The organism is Streptomyces laculatispora, assembly GCF_017353455.1.
In the GTDB taxonomy this organism is placed as follows: Bacteria; Actinomycetota; Actinomycetes; order Streptomycetales; family Streptomycetaceae; genus Streptomyces; species Streptomyces laculatispora.
Genome location: NZ_JAFMPZ010000616.1, coordinates 1 through 16137 on the forward strand (window position 1 = coordinate 1; position 16137 = coordinate 16137).

General features: G+C 71.6%; 13 protein-coding genes and 1 riboswitch. Of the genes, 5 read left to right on the forward strand and 8 right to left on the reverse strand.

What is annotated here, in order from left to right:
- The coding region (locus J1C73_RS32215; RefSeq protein WP_207319459.1) for a sensor histidine kinase at nt 1-1050 on the forward strand (1050 nt) is incomplete at its 5' end.
- Nucleotides 1034-1729, forward strand: a complete 696-nt coding sequence (locus J1C73_RS32220; protein ID WP_207319460.1) for a LuxR C-terminal-related transcriptional regulator — start codon at nt 1034-1036, stop codon at nt 1727-1729. The genes J1C73_RS32215 and J1C73_RS32220, both read left to right, overlap by 17 nt.
- Nucleotides 1730-1754: 25 nt before the next feature.
- Here the strand turns inward: J1C73_RS32220 and J1C73_RS32225 are convergent, their stop codons facing one another.
- Together J1C73_RS32225 and J1C73_RS32230 are read right to left on the reverse strand one after the other, a co-directional pair.
- Nucleotides 1755-2528: a GNAT family N-acetyltransferase gene (locus J1C73_RS32225; RefSeq protein WP_207319461.1), complete on the reverse strand. Its 774-nt coding sequence runs from the start codon at nt 2526-2528 to the stop codon at nt 1755-1757.
- 41 nt (nt 2529-2569) lie between these two features.
- Nucleotides 2570-3616, reverse strand: coding sequence for a C40 family peptidase (locus J1C73_RS32230; protein WP_207319462.1), 1047 nt, complete (start codon nt 3614-3616; stop codon nt 2570-2572).
- 358 nt (nt 3617-3974) lie between these two features.
- On the opposite strand from J1C73_RS32230, the gene J1C73_RS32235 reads away from it, so the two are divergent.
- The gene (locus J1C73_RS32235; RefSeq protein WP_123461144.1) at nt 3975-4328 is read left to right on the forward strand and encodes a hypothetical protein; all 354 of its coding nucleotides are present in this window, start codon (nt 3975-3977) and stop codon (nt 4326-4328) included.
- Nucleotides 4329-4421: 93 nt separating this feature from the next.
- Here the strand turns inward: J1C73_RS32235 and J1C73_RS32240 are convergent, their stop codons facing one another.
- The 3 genes from J1C73_RS32240 to J1C73_RS32250 all read right to left on the reverse strand — a co-directional run bounded on the left by J1C73_RS32240 (nt 4422) and on the right by J1C73_RS32250 (nt 8466).
- Complete coding sequence (locus tag J1C73_RS32240) at nt 4422-5330, reverse strand: hypothetical protein (RefSeq protein WP_207319463.1); 909 nt, start codon at nt 5328-5330, stop codon at nt 4422-4424.
- Between the two features lie 109 nt (nt 5331-5439).
- The gene (locus J1C73_RS32245; protein WP_207319464.1) at nt 5440-7125 is read right to left on the reverse strand and encodes a polymorphic toxin-type HINT domain-containing protein; all 1686 of its coding nucleotides are present in this window, start codon (nt 7123-7125) and stop codon (nt 5440-5442) included.
- 171 nt (nt 7126-7296) lie between these two features.
- On the reverse strand, nt 7297-8466 hold the full coding sequence (locus tag J1C73_RS32250; RefSeq protein WP_207319465.1) for a C40 family peptidase: 1170 nt from the start codon (nt 8464-8466) through the stop codon (nt 7297-7299).
- A riboswitch (cyclic di-AMP (ydaO/yuaA leader) is annotated at nt 8465-8628 on the reverse strand. Its footprint overlaps the gene before it by 2 nt.
- 259 nt (nt 8629-8887) lie before the next feature.
- Here J1C73_RS32250 and pcrA point away from each other — a divergent pair.
- The gene (gene pcrA / locus J1C73_RS32255) at nt 8888-11326 is read left to right on the forward strand and encodes a DNA helicase PcrA (RefSeq protein ID WP_207319466.1); all 2439 of its coding nucleotides are present in this window, start codon (nt 8888-8890) and stop codon (nt 11324-11326) included.
- Between the two features lie 76 nt (nt 11327-11402).
- Here the strand turns inward: pcrA and J1C73_RS32260 are convergent, their stop codons facing one another.
- Complete coding sequence (locus J1C73_RS32260; protein ID WP_207319467.1) at nt 11403-12956, reverse strand: peptidoglycan DD-metalloendopeptidase family protein; 1554 nt, start codon at nt 12954-12956, stop codon at nt 11403-11405.
- 281 nt (nt 12957-13237) lie between these two features.
- A complete protein-coding gene (locus J1C73_RS32265) occupies nt 13238-14128 on the reverse strand; it encodes an esterase/lipase family protein (RefSeq protein WP_207319468.1) in 891 nt (296 codons plus the stop codon).
- A gap of 405 nt (nt 14129-14533) precedes the next feature.
- Between J1C73_RS32265 and icmB the strand changes: the two genes are divergently transcribed.
- Complete coding sequence (gene icmB, locus J1C73_RS32270; protein WP_123461149.1) at nt 14534-14947, forward strand: coenzyme B12-dependent isobutyryl CoA mutase small subunit; 414 nt, start codon at nt 14534-14536, stop codon at nt 14945-14947.
- 86 nt (nt 14948-15033) lie between these two features.
- Here the strand turns inward: icmB and J1C73_RS32275 are convergent.
- Nucleotides 15034-16137: DUF5691 domain-containing protein (locus J1C73_RS32275; protein ID WP_242645011.1), on the reverse strand; the 1104-nt coding region annotated here is incomplete at its 5' end.

Consider the following 16137-nt stretch of genomic DNA (forward strand, 5'->3'; position numbering starts at 1 on the left):
CTCGAAGACGGACCGCGGGCTGTCCACGCCCCCGACGGCAGGCGCCGGCTCCGCAAGCCCGACCGGGGCCAGGTCTTCGCCCTCGTCGCGCTGCTCATCGGCGCCGTGATCTTCGTCGGCAACGTCGACATGGGCGGCAAGGCCGACCGCTACATCTGGCCCACGCTGCTGATCGGTGCCGGCTCCGTCCTGGTGTGGCGACAGGCCGACAACGCCCGCCGCGCCCGCTGGATGGAGGTCGGCAGCCGCCGCCGGGTCCTGCACCTGGCCCGGGGCCTCGCCGGAGTCGCCCTGGTCGGCCTCGGCCTCGCGGGCTTCATGGTGGTGCGCGGCTCCGCCGCCCAGCTCGGCAACGTCCTCACCGCGGCCATCGCGGTGCTCACCGGCATCGCGCTGCTGGCCGGGCCCTATCTCGTGCGGATGACCCAGGACCTCTCCGAGGAACGCCTGATGCGCATCAGGGCTCAGGAGCGGGCCGAGGTCGCCGCCCATGTGCACGACTCCGTCCTGCACACCCTCACCCTGATCCAGCGCAACGCGGAGGACGCGGGCGAGGTGCGCAGACTGGCCCGCGCCCAGGAACGCGAGCTGCGCAACTGGCTCTACAACCCCGAGGGCACCGGCAAGGACGAGGACGACGAACCCGAGACCCTGGCCGAGGCCGTCAAACGCGCGGCCGCCGAGGTCGAGGACAAGCACGGCGTCCCGCTGGAGGTCGTCGTCGTCGGCGACTGCCCGCTCGACGAGAAGCTGACCGCACAGATGCAGGCCGCACGCGAGGCGATGGTCAACGCCGCCAAGTACGGTGGCGAGGGCGGCGCCGTACAGGTCTACGCGGAGGTCGAGGGCCGCACGGTCTTCGTCTCGGTGCGCGACCGGGGACCCGGATTCGATCTGGACTCCGTACCGGGGGACAGAATGGGCGTACGAGAATCAATCATCGGCCGGATGCAGCGCAACGGCGGTACCGCCCGGCTGCGTTCGGTGCCCGGCGGGGGCACGGAAGTCGAGCTGGAGATGGAGAGGACGAGCGATGAACGGGACCACTGAGGCGGCCGGGGGGCCGGAGCGCCGGGTACGAGTCGTGCTCGTCGACGACCACCGGATGTTCCGCACCGGCGTACAGGCCGAGATCGGCCGCACCGAGGAGACCGGGGTCGAGGTCGTCGGCGAGGCCGCCGACGTCGACCAGGCGGTCACCGTCATCACGGCGACCCGCCCCGAGGTCGTCCTGCTGGACGTCCACCTCCCGGGCGGCGGCGGCGTCGAGGTGCTGCGCCGCTGCGCCCCGTTCATGGGCCCGGTGGAGAACCCGGTGCGCTTCCTGGCGCTGTCCGTCTCGGACGCCGCCGAGGATGTCATCGGGGTCATCCGCGGCGGCGCCCGCGGCTATGTCACCAAGACCATCACCGGCGCCGACCTGGTCGACTCGGTCTTCCGGGTCCAGGACGGCGACGCGGTGTTCTCGCCCCGGCTGGCCGGCTTCGTCCTCGACGCCTTCGCCTCGACGGACGCGCCGCCGGTCGACGAGGACCTCGACCGGCTGACCCAGCGCGAGCGCGAGGTGCTGCGGCTGATCGCCCGCGGCTACGCCTACAAGGAGATCGCCAAGCAGCTGTTCATCTCGGTGAAGACGGTCGAGTCGCACGTCTCGGCGGTGCTGAGGAAGCTCCAGCTGTCCAACCGGCACGAGCTGACGCGGTGGGCGACGGCCCGGCGGCTGGTCTGAGTCCCGCCGGCCGCCCGGCCGCGGGTCAGCCGGCCGGCCGCTCGGGATCGAGCGAGATGTTCAGCTTCTCGCCGATCCTGCGGTAGCCGATGGACGCGTAGATCCGTTCCACCTCGGCGTCGCCCGGCTCCAGCCACACCACCCGGCAGCCCTGCTCGAAGGCGGTCGCGGTGAGCCGGGCGGAGAGGTCGGCCCCGATGCCGCGGCGGCGGAACTCCGCGGCGACGGCCAGGCCCACCAGCTCGCTGAGGCCGTCGACCGGGACCGAGCAGCCGCCCGCCCCCGCCGGGACGCCGTCGAGGGTGGCGAGCGCGGCGACCCCGCCGCCCGCCGCCGCCTCGCGCAGCCACTGCGCCTCGCCGCCCTCGGGTTCGCCGGTCCCGCCGTATCCCAGGTGCTGTACGAGGGCGGCTGCGTCGAACTCCGCGTCCGTGGCCGGTTCTGCCGTCACCAGAGCGTCCACCGGCTTGGGCGGCAGCAGGTCCCCGGGGGCGCAGGCCAGGATCGGGGCCCGGTTCTCGGCGGTGAACCCGGCGGCGAGCAGCGCGGATTCGACCGCGGGTGCCCAGGCGGGCAGATACTCCAGGCGCGGCATCCGGTCCCGCTCGCGGAAGGCCGCGACCAGGGCGTCGAGTTCGCCGGGCGTCGGTTCGGCGCCCTGGTCGGGGATCGCGTAATTGACGTACTTCAGCGACCAGTTCACGTTGTGGCGCACCGTGAACGGGCCGACCCGGTAATGGTCGGGGGAGCGGAGTGCGAGCGTATGGGCGTGAGTCTGGACGTCGAAGTCCATGGGCATGTGCGGGTGTCCCTCTGTCCGGTGGTCGGAGGGACGGGAGCCTATGCCACCCGGGCCGCTCCGGCGAAAGGCATTTCGTCGATCGGCGCGATGCGGACCGGGGCTCCCGGGCGCGGGGCGTGGATCATCCGGCCGTTGCCGATGTAGAGGCCGACGTGGCTGACGCCCGAGTAGAAGAACACCAGGTCCCCCGGGGCGAGTTCGGACCTCGGGACGCGCTGCCCCGCGTTGATCTGGGTGTACGTGGTCCGGGGGAGCGAGACACCCGCGGAGCCCCAGGCGGCCTGGGTGAGGCCGGAGCAGTCGAACGAGGAGGGGCCGGTGGCGCCCCAGACGTACGGCTTGCCGAGGGCCCCGTACGCGAAGGCGACGGCTGCCGCGGCGCGGGCGTTCGGTGCCCGGTCGGAGCCGCGCGGGGAGCTGCGGTCGGCGTGGCCCGCGCCGCGGCCGCCGTCCGAGGCGTCGTACGCGGCGCGCTGGGCGGGGGAGAGGCGGGCCAGCAGCTTGCGGGCCTCGGACAGCTTGGCCCGGACCGTCGCCTTGTGCCTCTTCAGGTCGGCCTGGCGGGCGGTGAGCTCGGCCAGCTGCCCCGCGGCCTCGGACCGCAACTGGGCCACGTCCGCGACCTGGCGCCGCACGGTGCGGAGCTCGTCGGCCCGGCCGGCGGCGGCCCGCTCCACGTACGAGGCGCGCTGCAGGTACTGGTCGGGGTCCGAGGAGAGTGCCAGCTGGAGGGACGGGTCGAGACCGCCCGAGCGGTACTGCGCCGCCGCGTACGACCCCAGCGCCTCGCGCGAGGCGTTGAGCCGCTCGGTCTTGCGGGCGGCCTCGTCGCGCATCGCGTCGATCGACCTGGCGGTGGCGGCCGCCTTCACCTTCGCGCCGTTGTACCGCTCGGTGGCGACCTCCGCCTCCCGGTACAGCCGGTCCACCTCGGCCTTGACCTGGGCGGCGGTGGGCGTCGGGTCGGCCTGCGCGGATCCCGGCAGCGCGGCAGCGGTCGCGGCCCCTGCGAGGGCGAGGGTCGCTGCGGTGCGGGCAGCAGAGCCGGTGTACGGGCGCTGCTTGGGTTTCCGGTGCGCGGCCACGAGGGCGGGGGTCCTTCCCGTCGACTGCCCGTCGGGGTCTACCGGCGGGCCCGCCCGGTCCGGCGGCGGGTCACCAACAGGGGGAGCGGCCCGCCGCCGGATCTCTCGGCGGGGTGAGCGGAAGGTGCCGTCCGGGTGCGGAGCGGCGGTGATCCGGTCACCTGGGTAGGGACGCTAAACCCGGGGCAGGGGCAAGAGTCGTAATGACGCCTATTGTCCGAATTTGGCGTTGCGTTGTTGTTGGATGACCGGAAAAATTGCACCAGAGTCAGGCAATTGGTGCATTCAATGGTCAAGCGTTCAGTAAGCCCCACCTGGCTGCGGAAGGCTGATATGACCAGGACTAAGGTGCGGAACCATGCGTGTACTCATCGATGTCTTCGTCGCCCTGCACATCATCGGAATCGCCGCCCTGCTGGGAGGCTTCCTCACCCAGATGAAGGCGATGGGGGCGGGGACGGCGCGATTCGTGCCGGGGATGCTGCACGGCGCGCTGACCATGCTGGTCACCGGTGTCGCGCTGGTCGGGCTCGACCAGGCCGACGACCACCCCGTGAACAACGTCAAGATCGGCATCAAGCTGCTGATCCTGGTCGTCATCCTCGCGCTCGTCTACGTCAAGCGGGACGAGGAGAAGGTCGAGAAGGGCCTCTTCGCGGCGGTGGGCGGACTGACGGTCGTCAACATCTTCATCGCCACGCTCTGGACCTGAGCGGGGGTGGCCGGCGGGTGGCCGGCGGCCGTCCGCAACCGACCGGTGGCTGAACACCGCTGACCACTGCCGACCACCTCTGAGTGCTTCTGACTACGGCGCGGCGTCCCAGTCGACCTGCCGGCCCTCCCGCCGCAGCGCCTCCTCCACACCCGCCCAGTCCTCGACCCACTCGCCCACGCAGTCCCGCGTCATCGCCGGGTCGGCCGCCACCAGGATGTCCACTCCGGCAGCGGAGGCCCGCTCCTCGGGCGTCTCGGCGAGGTCGGCCAGCCGGTCGACACGGAGGTAGCCCCCCGCGTCGGAGCCCGCCGTGATCCGGCCCACCACCCCGTAACGGGCGCGCTGTTCGGCCGCCGCGGCATCGCCGCGGTCGACGGTGGCCGTGACCGAGACCGAGCCCGGGTGCGTGAAGGTTTCGTCCGGTGCCCCGTCGCCGAGGCCGTGGCGGGTCCGGGCCGCCGCCAGCCGGTCGCGGCCCGTCTCCGCCGCCGCCGCGCGCAGCCCGTGGACGTGCAGCGTCCGCTCCTGCGGGCTCCAGGACATGATCCGCTCGACGTCCCGGTCCTGGATCGCGTCCTCCTCGGCGGCCGTCGCGCCGCCCTCCCCGTCCAGCTCCCGGGCGAGCGCCCGCGCCGATTCGGACGGTTCGACCGCGCCGTCCGGGCCCTGGTCGATGAGCATCGCGATGCCGGCGAACAGGGCCCTGAGCCCGAGCGCCGCCGACCGCTGGACGCCGCTCGGCCGGAACTCCTGACCGAGCTCCGGCAGTCCGCTCAGCCTGCGGTGCATGGCGGCGGCCACGTTCTCGTCCGGCGGAGCGGTGTCCCACAGCAGCTCCAGCGCGGCCACACAGGTGTCCTGGTCCGCCGGGCGCCCCTCGTCGGCGAGGTACTGGAGGAGTACCCCGGCGGTGCGCTCGGCGCAGGCTGCCGAGAACAGCCTGGCCTGGCCGAAGGTCCCCAGGAAGGCCATGCCCCGGACGCTCTCCAAGATCTTCACGGTCGCTCGCTCCTGTGGGTGCTCTGTGCGCTGTGCCCGCGCATGGTGCCGTTGTGCCCGTCCGGTGCCGGACACCTCCCGCACGGTACCCGGCACGGCGGCGCCCCGGTCACGGCCACCAGAACGTCTTGTACTTCCGTCCGCCCCTGCCGGTCACGTTGCCGCTGACGACCCCTTCGGAGCCCTTGATGAGCGGCCCGCAGATGTCCGCGCAGACCTCGCGCGACGCACCGCCGGCGATCGGCTTGCCGCCCAGCTTGTCGATCTCCAGCAGCGCGTTCTGCTCGGCGTGCGTGGCGCCCTGCACGTTGACGCGCACCGGCACGTCACCGCGTTTGGCGATGGCGCTCAGCTGCGCCGGGGACAGCCCCTGACCGCTGCTGGAGACCACGTTGCGCTCCACCCACTGCCCCGGTTTGCCGGGTACGGGGAAGCGGGCCCGGACGACGGAGGTGGTGTTCGTCTTCTCGGCCCACTCGACCGCCTTGTCGATCTCCTTCTGGGTCTTGCCCTTGGCCTTCGCCTCGCGCCGCACCTCGTCCAGGAAGACGTCCTGGTAGTCGCGGGCCGACTGGGCGTTCTCCTCGGCGAGCTTCTTCAGCTCGGCGGGGGTGCGCTTCTTCGGGCCGCAGTCGTTGTTGTGGACCAGCACGTTCCCCCGTCCGGCCGCCACGTAGTACGTGTGCGTGGTGTCGACCGTCAGGTCGTGGGTGCGCTGACGCTGCGTGTACCGGCTGACGGAGGTGACGGTGAGCGCGCCGCCGTCGGACAGCCGCAGTTCGTCACCGGTGGCGATCCGGCCCGCGTCGGCCCAGCGCCCCTCGTTCACCAGCCAGAACGGGTGGGTGTCCGTGGCGGTCAGGGTGGCCGTGCGGCCGTCCTGCACCACCGTGACCCGGGTGAAGTGCTTGTCGTCCTCGGTGGAGACGGTGTCCGTCACCGTACGGGCGGCACTGCTGCCGTCCGCCGGGTCCGTCGCCAGGACCCGGTCGCCGGCCCGTACGTCCTCGATGGCGCGGCGGGTGCCGTCGGCGAGGAGGACGGGAGTGCCCGCGAGGAAGCTGTGGTTGACCGGGCAGTCGGGCTTCTTCTCTTCGGGCTCGTCCTTTTTCGGCGGCTTCTTCTCCCCGTCGACCTTCTTTCCGGCGTTCTCCAGGGCCTTTTCGGCGTCCTTGACCTTCTTGCGGCTCTTGATGAGGCCCTTGAGGCCGTCGTAGAGGTCACCGCCGTGCTTCTTCAAGCTCTTGATGAGCTTGTAGGCCTTCTTCCACTTCCAGGGCGCCCCGTACTTCGCCCCCAGCTTCCCGACCGCGCCGCCGATCAGGCTCAACAGCACATTGATCAGCGTCTCGGTACAGGCGCCCATGTCGCCCTTGGTGACGCAGTCCAGCGCATCGGTGATGCCCAGCTCGTCGGCGAGGATCTTCGCGAGTTCCTTCGCGGCGTCGATCGCCTTGTCCGAGCTGGACTTCTCTTCCTTCTGCGCGTCCTGAAGGTCCTTCAGCGCCTTGTCGTACTCGGTCTGCGCCGGTGACTTCGGCGAACCGTCCGAGTTCTTGTCGGAGGCGGGGTCACCCTTGCCGGGCCGGTCACCGTCCCGGGCCTCGGCGTTGCCGTCGCCGCCGCAGTTCCCGCCGCCGGTGATCCGGCAGACCTGGACACCGATCTTCTCGGACAGGTCGGCGCCGATCCCCGTCGCGACCAGGGCCCCGATGACCGCCACGACCACCAGGACCAGGCCCAGATACTCCAGTGCGCCCTGTCCCCGGTCCCGCCGCCGGCGTAACCCCAGCACCCGCGCTTCCGTGCGTGGTACAGCGCACCGCACGCGCCGGCGTACCCGGCGCCGCAACTCCCCCATGAGTGGCATGGGAACACGCTAACGGTCCCACGGAGCCCGCGTATTGGGCCCACGGACCCAATGCGCGTGCTCCGTACGGCAGGCCCCGGGGGCGCCGGACACTCGCTAGCCGGGCCGCACGCTCCCGTAGATCGGCATGTAGTAGATCGACTCCTCGCGCACGTCCGCCCCCGGCTTCGGCGCGTGGATCATCATGCCGTCGCCCTTGTAGATGCCGACGTGGCTGATGTCGTCGTAGAAGAAGACCAGGTCCCCGGGCTGCAGATCCGCCGTGGCGATCCGGGTGCCGACCTTCACCTGGTCCCAGGTGGTCCGCGGAAGGGTGACGCCCGCGGCCTTCCAGGCCGCCTGCGTGAGCCCCGAGCAGTCGTACGAGGCCGGGCCGGTCGCCCCCCAGACGTACGGCTTGCCGATCTGGGCCCGGGCGAACGCGAGGACCTTCCCGGCCTTCGTCGTGGCGCTGCTGTCCGAGCCGGAGCCTGTCCCGGTGCCCGAGCCCGTCCCCGTGCCCGAGCCCGTGCCGGTCCCGCTTCCGGCCTCCTTGGCCTTGCGGTCGGCCTCCGCCTTCGCGGCGGCCTGCTTCTCCGCCAGCTCCGCGGCCTTGCGCTTGGCCTCGGCCTGCTTCTTCTTCTCCAGCTCGGCGAGGCGCGCCTTCTCCTCGGCGGTCAGCTTCGACAGCAGCGTGCGGGCCTCGGTCAGCTTGTTCTGCACGTTCTGCTTGCTGGTGCGCAGCTTGGTCTGCGACGCGGTGAGCGTCTCCAGGCTCGTCACCGCCTCGGCACGCTTCTTCGACGCCTCGGCCTGCTTCGTACGGAAGTCCGTGACGGCCTGCTGCTGGTTCGCGGCCATCCGGTTCATGAGGTGGGTCTGGTCGAAGAACGACTGCGGGTCGTTGGCCAGGAAGAAGGTGGCGGTCGGCGCGAGCGCGCCGTCGCGGTACTGGGCGGCGGCGTAGTTCCCGAGCGTCCGGCGGGCGTCGTTCAGCTTGTCGGCGCGCTCGGCGATGTCGTCCAGCAGCGCGTCCACCTTGATGCGCTGCCTGGCGGACGCCTCTTTCGCCTGGTCGTAGTGCTGGGTCGCGGTGCCCGCCTGCCGGTAGAGGCCGTCGACCTTCTTCTGGACGTCCTCGATGCTGGGCTTCGGGGCCGGGGCCGCCAGCGCGCTCTGCGTGGACAGCAGGGTCACCGAGGCGAGTGCGGCCGTCGTGAACCCGATGGCCGGGGTGGTGCTGCGCACCCGGGGGCGCGGTTTGCGATGCGATGCCAAGGCCGGCATCTCCTTCCGTGGACCGCCTACCGGGTTAGCTGTCGGGTTCGGGCGGAACGGAAGGCTGCCCTACGGTCCTGGTGGGGGTACGGACCGATTCACCCCGGTGCTGCGTGTGGGTCCCCGGTTCCGGACCCCGTACGGGCAGGCCGGATTCGGCGTGGACGCCCGCTCGGCGTGGTTCGCCTCTGGGGGTACGGGCCGCCCGAACGAGCACGCTAGCCAACTCATGGTGTCGCTGTGAAGGTTGATGTTCGATATGCCCGATACATTTTCGTGACCTTGCCGAAGTGGACGCGGTGCGGGCAGGTCAGGTGCGGGGTCCGTCCACACAGGGTGGGTGCGGCATCGCTTTCTGTGGCCGCGCGGTGGTGCGCGGTTCGTGATGCGGCCCCGGGGTGTCAGTGCGGCCGCCTAGACTCGGACAGCGATGAGCAGCCTCTTTGACGACAGTTTCCTGGCCGGCCTCCAGCACGCGGAGGAAGGGCCCCCGCCGCCCCCCGAGGACTCCGCACCCGAAGCGGTGCCGGAGGACCTCTTCGGGGGCGTGTTCGACGGGCCCCCGCCGCCCCGCGACGCGTACTACCGCGACGGGGCCCACCGCCCGGTCATCGACGCCGCCGCGCTGCTCGACGGGCTGAACACCGAGCAGCGTGCCGCCGTGGTGCACGCGGGGTCCCCGCTGCTCATCGTCGCCGGGGCCGGTTCGGGCAAGACCCGGGTGCTGACCCACCGCATCGCCCACCTGCTGGCCGAGCGCGGGGTGCACCCCGGCCAGATCCTGGCGATCACCTTCACCAACAAGGCCGCCGGCGAGATGAAGGAGCGCGTCGAGCAGCTCGTCGGCCCCCGCGCCAACGCCATGTGGGTCATGACCTTCCACAGCGCGTGCGTACGGATCCTGCGCCGCGAGTCGAAGAAGCTCGGCTTCACCTCCTCGTTCTCGATCTACGACGCCGCGGACTCCAAGCGGCTGATGGCCCTGGTCTGCCGCGATCTCGACCTCGACCCGAAGCGCTTCCCGCCGAAGTCGTTCACGGCGAAGGTGTCGAACCTGAAGAACGAGCTGATCGACGAGGAGACCTTCGCCGGCCAGGCGGCGGACGGTTTCGAGAAGACGCTCGCCCAGGCCTACGCGATGTACCAGGCCCGGCTGCGCGAGGCCAACGCGCTGGACTTCGACGACATCATCATGACGACGGTGCACCTGCTCCAGGCCTTCCCCGACGTCGCCGAGCACTACCGCCGCCGCTTCCGGCACGTCCTGGTCGACGAGTACCAGGACACCAACCACGCCCAGTACACGCTCGTACGGGAACTGGTCGGCCCGGCCGGTGCCGCCGACGCCCCCGGCGAGCTGTGCGTCGTGGGTGACGCGGACCAGTCGATCTACGCCTTCCGCGGCGCCACGATCCGCAACATCCTCCAGTTCGAGGAGGACTACCCGGACGCGACCACGATCCTGCTGGAACAGAACTACCGCTCCACCCAGACGATCCTGTCCGCCGCCAACGCCGTCATCGAGCGCAACGAGAGCCGCCGCCCGAAGAACCTCTGGACCAACGCCGGCTCCGGAGCCCGGATCACCGGCTACGTCGCGGACACCGAGCACGACGAGGCGCAGTTCGTCGCCGACGAGATCGACCGGCTGACCGACGCGGGCGACGCCAAGGCCGGCGATGTCGCGATCTTCTACCGGACGAACGCGCAGTCCCGTGTCTTCGAGGAGATCTTCATCCGGGTCGGCCTGCCCTACAAGGTCGTCGGCGGTGTGCGCTTCTACGAGCGCAAGGAGGTCCGGGACGTCCTGGCCTACCTCCGGGTCCTCGCCAACCCCGAGGACACGGTCCCGCTGCGCCGCATCCTGAACGTGCCCAAGCGCGGCATCGGCGACCGGGCCGAGGCGATGATCGACGCCCTGTCACTGCGCGAGAAGATCACCTTCCCGCAGGCGCTGCGCCGCGTCGACGAGGCGTACGGCATGGCCGCGCGTTCCGCCAACGCCGTCAAGCGGTTCAACACGCTGATGGAGGAGTTGCGCACGATCGTCGAGTCTGGCGCGGGCCCCGCGGTGGTGCTGGAGGCCGTCATGGAACGGACCGGCTACCTCGCCGAGCTCCAGGCCTCCACCGACCCGCAGGACGAGACCCGGATCGAGAACCTCCAGGAGCTTGCCGCCGTCGCGCTCGAATTCGAGCAGGAGCGCGGCGAGGAGGAGGGTGCGGGCACCCTCTCCGAGTTCCTGGAGCGGGTCGCGCTCGTCGCCGACTCCGACCAGATCCCCGACGAGGACACCGACGGCTCCGGAGTCGTCACGCTGATGACCCTGCACACGGCGAAGGGCCTCGAATTCCCGGTGGTCTTCCTGACGGGCATGGAGGACGGCGTCTTCCCGCACATGCGGGCGCTGGGCCAGGTCAAGGAGCTGGAGGAGGAGCGCCGGCTCGCGTATGTCGGTATCACCCGCGCCCGCGAGCGGCTCTACCTGACCCGGGCGGCGATGCGCAGCGCCTGGGGCCAGCCCTCGTACAACCCGCCGTCGCGGTTCCTGGAGGAGATCCCGGACCAGCACCTGGAGTGGAAGCGGAAGGGCCCGATGGCGGCTCCGGCGGGGCCGACGTCGGGCATCACCTCGTCGCTGTCCGCGTCCCGCTCGCGCTCCGGGCCCTCGGGCTTCGCGACCCGGCGGACCTCGGACAAGCCGACGATCACCCTGGTGGTCGGCGACCGGGTCACCCACGACCAGTTCGGTCTGGGCACGGTGACGGCGGTCGAGGGCATCGGCGACCAGGCGAAGGCCACGGTCGACTTCGGGGACGAGCGGCCGAAGAAGCTGCTGCTGCGGTACGCGCCGGTCCAGAAGCTGTAGCGCCCGTCCGGTCCGGCGGACGGCCGCGGCCGTCCGCCGGCTCAGGGCAGGTCGGGTCGGCTCAGGGCAGGCAGACTCAGGTCGGGTCGACGTTGTGGCTGCGGAGCCAGGGCAGCGGGTCGATGGCCGCGCCGCCGCCGGGCCGCACCTCGAAGTGCAGGTGCGGGCCGGTCGAGTTGCCGGAGTCCCCGGAGTACGCGATGACGTCACCGGCCTTGACCGGACCCGAGCGGATCCGGGTGCTGCTGAGGTGGCAGTACCAGGTCTCGGTGCCGTCGGCCATCGTGACGATGGCCATGTTCCCGTACGCGGTGTTGAACTGCGTGTGAACGGTGCCGTCGGTCGCGGCCATCACCGGGGTGCCGTACAGGACGGGGAAGTCGATGCCCGTGTGCACGGACATCCAGTTGACGCCCGCCTGGCCGAAGTACGCGCTGAGGCCGTGCTCCTTGACCGGCATGACGTACTTGGGGCGCAGGGCCTCCTTGCGGGCGGCCTCCGCGATGCGCTTCTTCTTCTCGGCGGCCTGCCGCTCCTTCAGGTCGATGCGCTCCTGGGTGCGGCTCGCGCGGTCGGCGAAGTTCTCCGCGTCGGCGCTGAGGTTGGCCAGCTGGGTGTCCAGCTTGTTGTTGGCGGCGACCGGCTTGACCGTGCCGGGGTCGGCGGCCGCCATCGTCGTGGTGTCGTCCTTCTTCTCCTCGCCGCCGCCCATCCCGCCCACGGAGGCGGCGGCGATACCGGCCACGCTCATCACGCAGGCGGAGGGAACGGCGACGGTGAGGAGGGCGGAGCGCTTGGCGGGCGAACGCCTGCGGCTGCGGCTGCCGCGGGAGACCGGATGGCTCGCGGGGCGACGGGATTCGGCAGGGGCCGGGGACGGGTCCTGGTCCAGGGGCCCGGCTTCGTGGCCGGCGCCGGGCTCGTGCGAATCCTGCGAGTCGTAGGACGCCTGTTCATGGGCGGGGGCGTGGCCCTGGTCCTGGCCCTGCTCCTGGGAGCGGTCTTCGTAAGGCTCGTACGCCTCGTGCACCTCGTACGTCTCGTGTGTCTCGTACGGATGCTGTGCGGTCTGTTCGGGCTCGTGCGATTCCGTCACATCGTGCGGCGTTCGCTGTCCGTGCTCGGGCGTGGCGCCGGTGTTCCAGGCGGTGGCGTCGTACGCGCCGGAGTCGTATCCCGCCGTGTCGGTGCTTGACCACTGGCCGTTCGCGTACCAGCCGGAGGTGTCCCACTGGCCGGATGCGTCCGGGGCGCCGCCCTGCGCCGGGATGTTCGCGCCGTAGCCGTCCTGCGCCGCCCAGGCCGTGGTGGTGTCGTACTGCGGGGCCGCGTCGTACTGCGGGGCTGTCTCGTACTGGGGGTGCTGCTGCGGGTGGGGGGTGTAGGCCGCGTAGTCGGCGGCGTGGTCGTACTCGGCGGTCCGGTGCGCGCCCGTGTCCCACTGGGTGGTGTCGTACTGGCCGCTGTGACCGGCCTGCCCGCTGTCGTACGGGGCGGCGTAACCGGGCGTGGTGTCGTACGAACCGTCGTAGCCGCCGGGGAGGGAGCCGAAGAGCGGATCGTTGTCGAATCCGCCCGTGGAGTGGCTGTCGTATCCGACGTACCCGGCGTGGGGGTGCTGGTCGTTCACCAACTTCTCTCTCGCCTCGGCAGCAGTACCTGTGTCCGGGGCCCGTGGGGGGCTCCGGGGGGAAAGCAGTGGCCGCGACTGTACCCGGCGGTATGCGACGCCGACAATCGTCCACGGCCCGCGGGCGCTCAGGAAACGGGCAATCGGCCGTCTTTCGACGGACCGCTCACACAGCCTTGGCTCTATGTTCGAAACCCGTTCTATTTGTGGGGCAGGGTCGGGCGCGAAAGGCCGTTGACCGGACCGGCCGGACGGGGCACGACTCCCGGAATCCGGCGGGATCAGGCCACGGACGCGGCGCCGGCGGACCCCCTGGCCGGCTCCTGCGCGTCGAGCGCCTGGCGGACCCCGGCAGCCACGGCCGGGTGCACGGGCAGCGCGAGATGGCCGATCCCGCTGACGCGTACGTTCGTCACATCGAGGTCCGGGTGGTCGATGCAGGCCGCCTCGGCGGGGACGATCACCTGGTCCAGCTCGCTCCAGAAGCTGACGAAGCGGGTGCGGCAGCCGGGCGCGGGCAGCCGCAGCTCCTCGATCGGGGCCGATCCGCTGCGCATCTGGCGCACGATCGGGTGAGCGCTGGCCATCGGGGCGACAGCGGTGCCGGCGTGCGGTGTGCCGAGAGTGACCAGGGTGCGGACCCGCCGGTCACCGCCCAGTCGCTGCACGTAGTAGCGCGCTATCAGGCCGCCCAGGCTGTGTCCGACGATGTCGACCTCGCGGTGTCCGGTGCGGGCGCAGATCTCCTCGATGTGGCGGCCGAGCAGCTCGGCGGCGGTGCGGATGTCGCAGGTCAGCGGGGAGTAGTTGAGCGACTCCAGATGGCGCCAGCCGTGCCGGGCGAGGGAGCGGCGCAGCAGGACGAAGACGGAGCGGTTGTCGATGAAGCCGTGCAGGAGCACGACGGGCGGCCGGTCGGTCTTCCCGGTGTGCCCGGTGTTTCTGGCGTTTCCCCTGGGCAGGGCGGTGGTCCCGGAGGGTGCGGGGGCCGGATCGGCCGCCGGGCGTGGCGGGGCGCTCCGCTCGCCGGTGATGCCGGTGGGATACAGCAGTGCGTGTCCGGCGAGCACCACGAGTTCCAGCGCGGTCGCTCTCAGCAGTGCGGACGACAGCCAGGCGTTGCGCGGGCAGGGCCGACACGGCAGTAGAGGAAGAAAGGGCGGGGCCTTCATGGTCGACCTCCTGCTCCGGCACCCGGGGAGAGGCGGCTCCTGCCCCGTATGCCCTCATGGGGCGCCGTGTCGGAGGTCCGGGCGGCAGCTCACCGTCCGGGACCCGCCGCCCGCCGTGCCTTCCGGATCACCTTCGGTGACCATCCGGTGGGCGGCCGATGAGCCGTACCACCGTGCCGTGCGGCTGACGGCGCGGTGGTACGACGACCTCGTGCGGCTCCCCCGGCGGTCGGTCCCGCACGGCAGGTGTGCCGCGTGCTGCGGGAAACGGCGCCCGGTGAACATGTCCCACGTGTGATTTCCCCCTCCCCGCCCACCGCGAAACAGCGGCTTGCGGGATGCTGTGGATAACGTTCGTTCACATCCCCGGCTCTTCAGGGACGGGAGACGCATGTGGAGGCAGTGATGGGTGTGACCGGTCCGATCCGAGTGGTGGTGGCCAAGCCGGGCCTCGACGGCCATGACCGCGGGGCCAAGGTGATCGCGCGGGCCCTGCGCGACGCCGGTATGGAAGTCATCTACACCGGGCTTCACCAGACGCCCGAGCAGATCGTGGACACCGCGATCCAGGAGGACGCCGACGCCATCGGCCTCTCGATCCTCTCCGGTGCGCACAACACGCTCTTCGCGAAGGTGATCGCCCTGCTGAAGGAGCGCGACGCGGAGGACATCAAGGTCTTCGGCGGCGGCATCATTCCGGAGGCGGACATCGCACCGCTCAAGGAGCAGGGAGTCGCGGAGATCTTCACCCCGGGCGCGACGACGGTCGAGATCGTCGCCTGGGTCAACGCGAACGTCCGCCAGCCGGCGGAAGCCTGATCCCACGGGCGGGCCGGTGCCGCTGCGGCGGCTGACCCGGCCCGAGGCCCGGCCCCGGCCGTCGTCCGATCCGGCCCGTGTCCGTCTCACCGGTCCGGTGCCAGCTCCGCGTCCATCGCCGCGCGCAGCCGCAGGGTGGAGACCAGGCGCTGGAACGCCTCCGACCAGTAGCCGTTCGCGCCGGGGGAGGCGTCCGCCGGCTCGTCGGGGGTCGTGGTGAGGACCTCCAGGCGGTCGGCCTCGGCCGGATTCAGGCAGCGTTCGGCGAGGCCCATCACCCCGCTGAAGCTCCACGGATAGCTGCCGGCGTCCCGGGCGATGTCGAGGGCGTCGACGACGGAGCGGCCGAGCGGCTCCGCCCAGGGGGTCGGGCAGACCCCCAGCAGCTGGAACGCCTCCGACAGGCCGTGCGCGGCGATGAACCCGGCCACCCAGCCGGCCCGTTCGGCTGCGGGCAGCACGATCAGGAGCTTCGACCGCTCGGCGAGCGACGCCGTGCCGGGGCCGTTCGACGGGGGTGTCGAGGGGGCGCCGAGCAGCGCCCGCGCCCACTTCGGGTCCCGCTGCCGGACGGCGGCACGGCACCAGGCCGCGTGGAGTTCCTCGCTCCAGCCGTCGGCCACGGGAAGCGCGACGATCTCCCGCGCCTCGCGGCCGCCGAACCGCGCCGGCCAGATCGCGAGCGGGGACGACTCCACCAGCTGGCCGAGCCACCAGGACCGCTCGCCCCGCCCGGACGGCGGGAGCGCCACCACACCGTCGCGCTGCATCGCCGCATCGCATTCGTGCGGGGCCTCCACGGCCACGGACGGCCCGCTGCCGGTGAGGCCGGGGCTCACGCAGGACAGGGCCCGGTCCGCCATCCGGCGGGCGAGCGCCGATTCGGGAAGTGCGGAAAGCAGTTCGGCGGCCGTCGCGCGGACATTGCGGCTGCGGTCGGCGAGGGCCTGCTCCAGGAAGGCCTCATCGGCGCCGGAGAGCCCGGAACGCAGGGAGTCGACGAACATCAGCCGGTCCTCGGCCCGCTCGGTGGCCCAGGTGGTGGCGAGCAGGGCGAGGGCGGCGCCCGCCTCGTGCGCCCGTACCGCCGAGAGCAGCGCGACCCGTTCGGCGAACAGGCCTTCCTCCCAGAGCCGGTGGACGGCTTCCGGGTCGGTCACGTCCGGCAGCAGTGAGGCGCCGGACGTGAC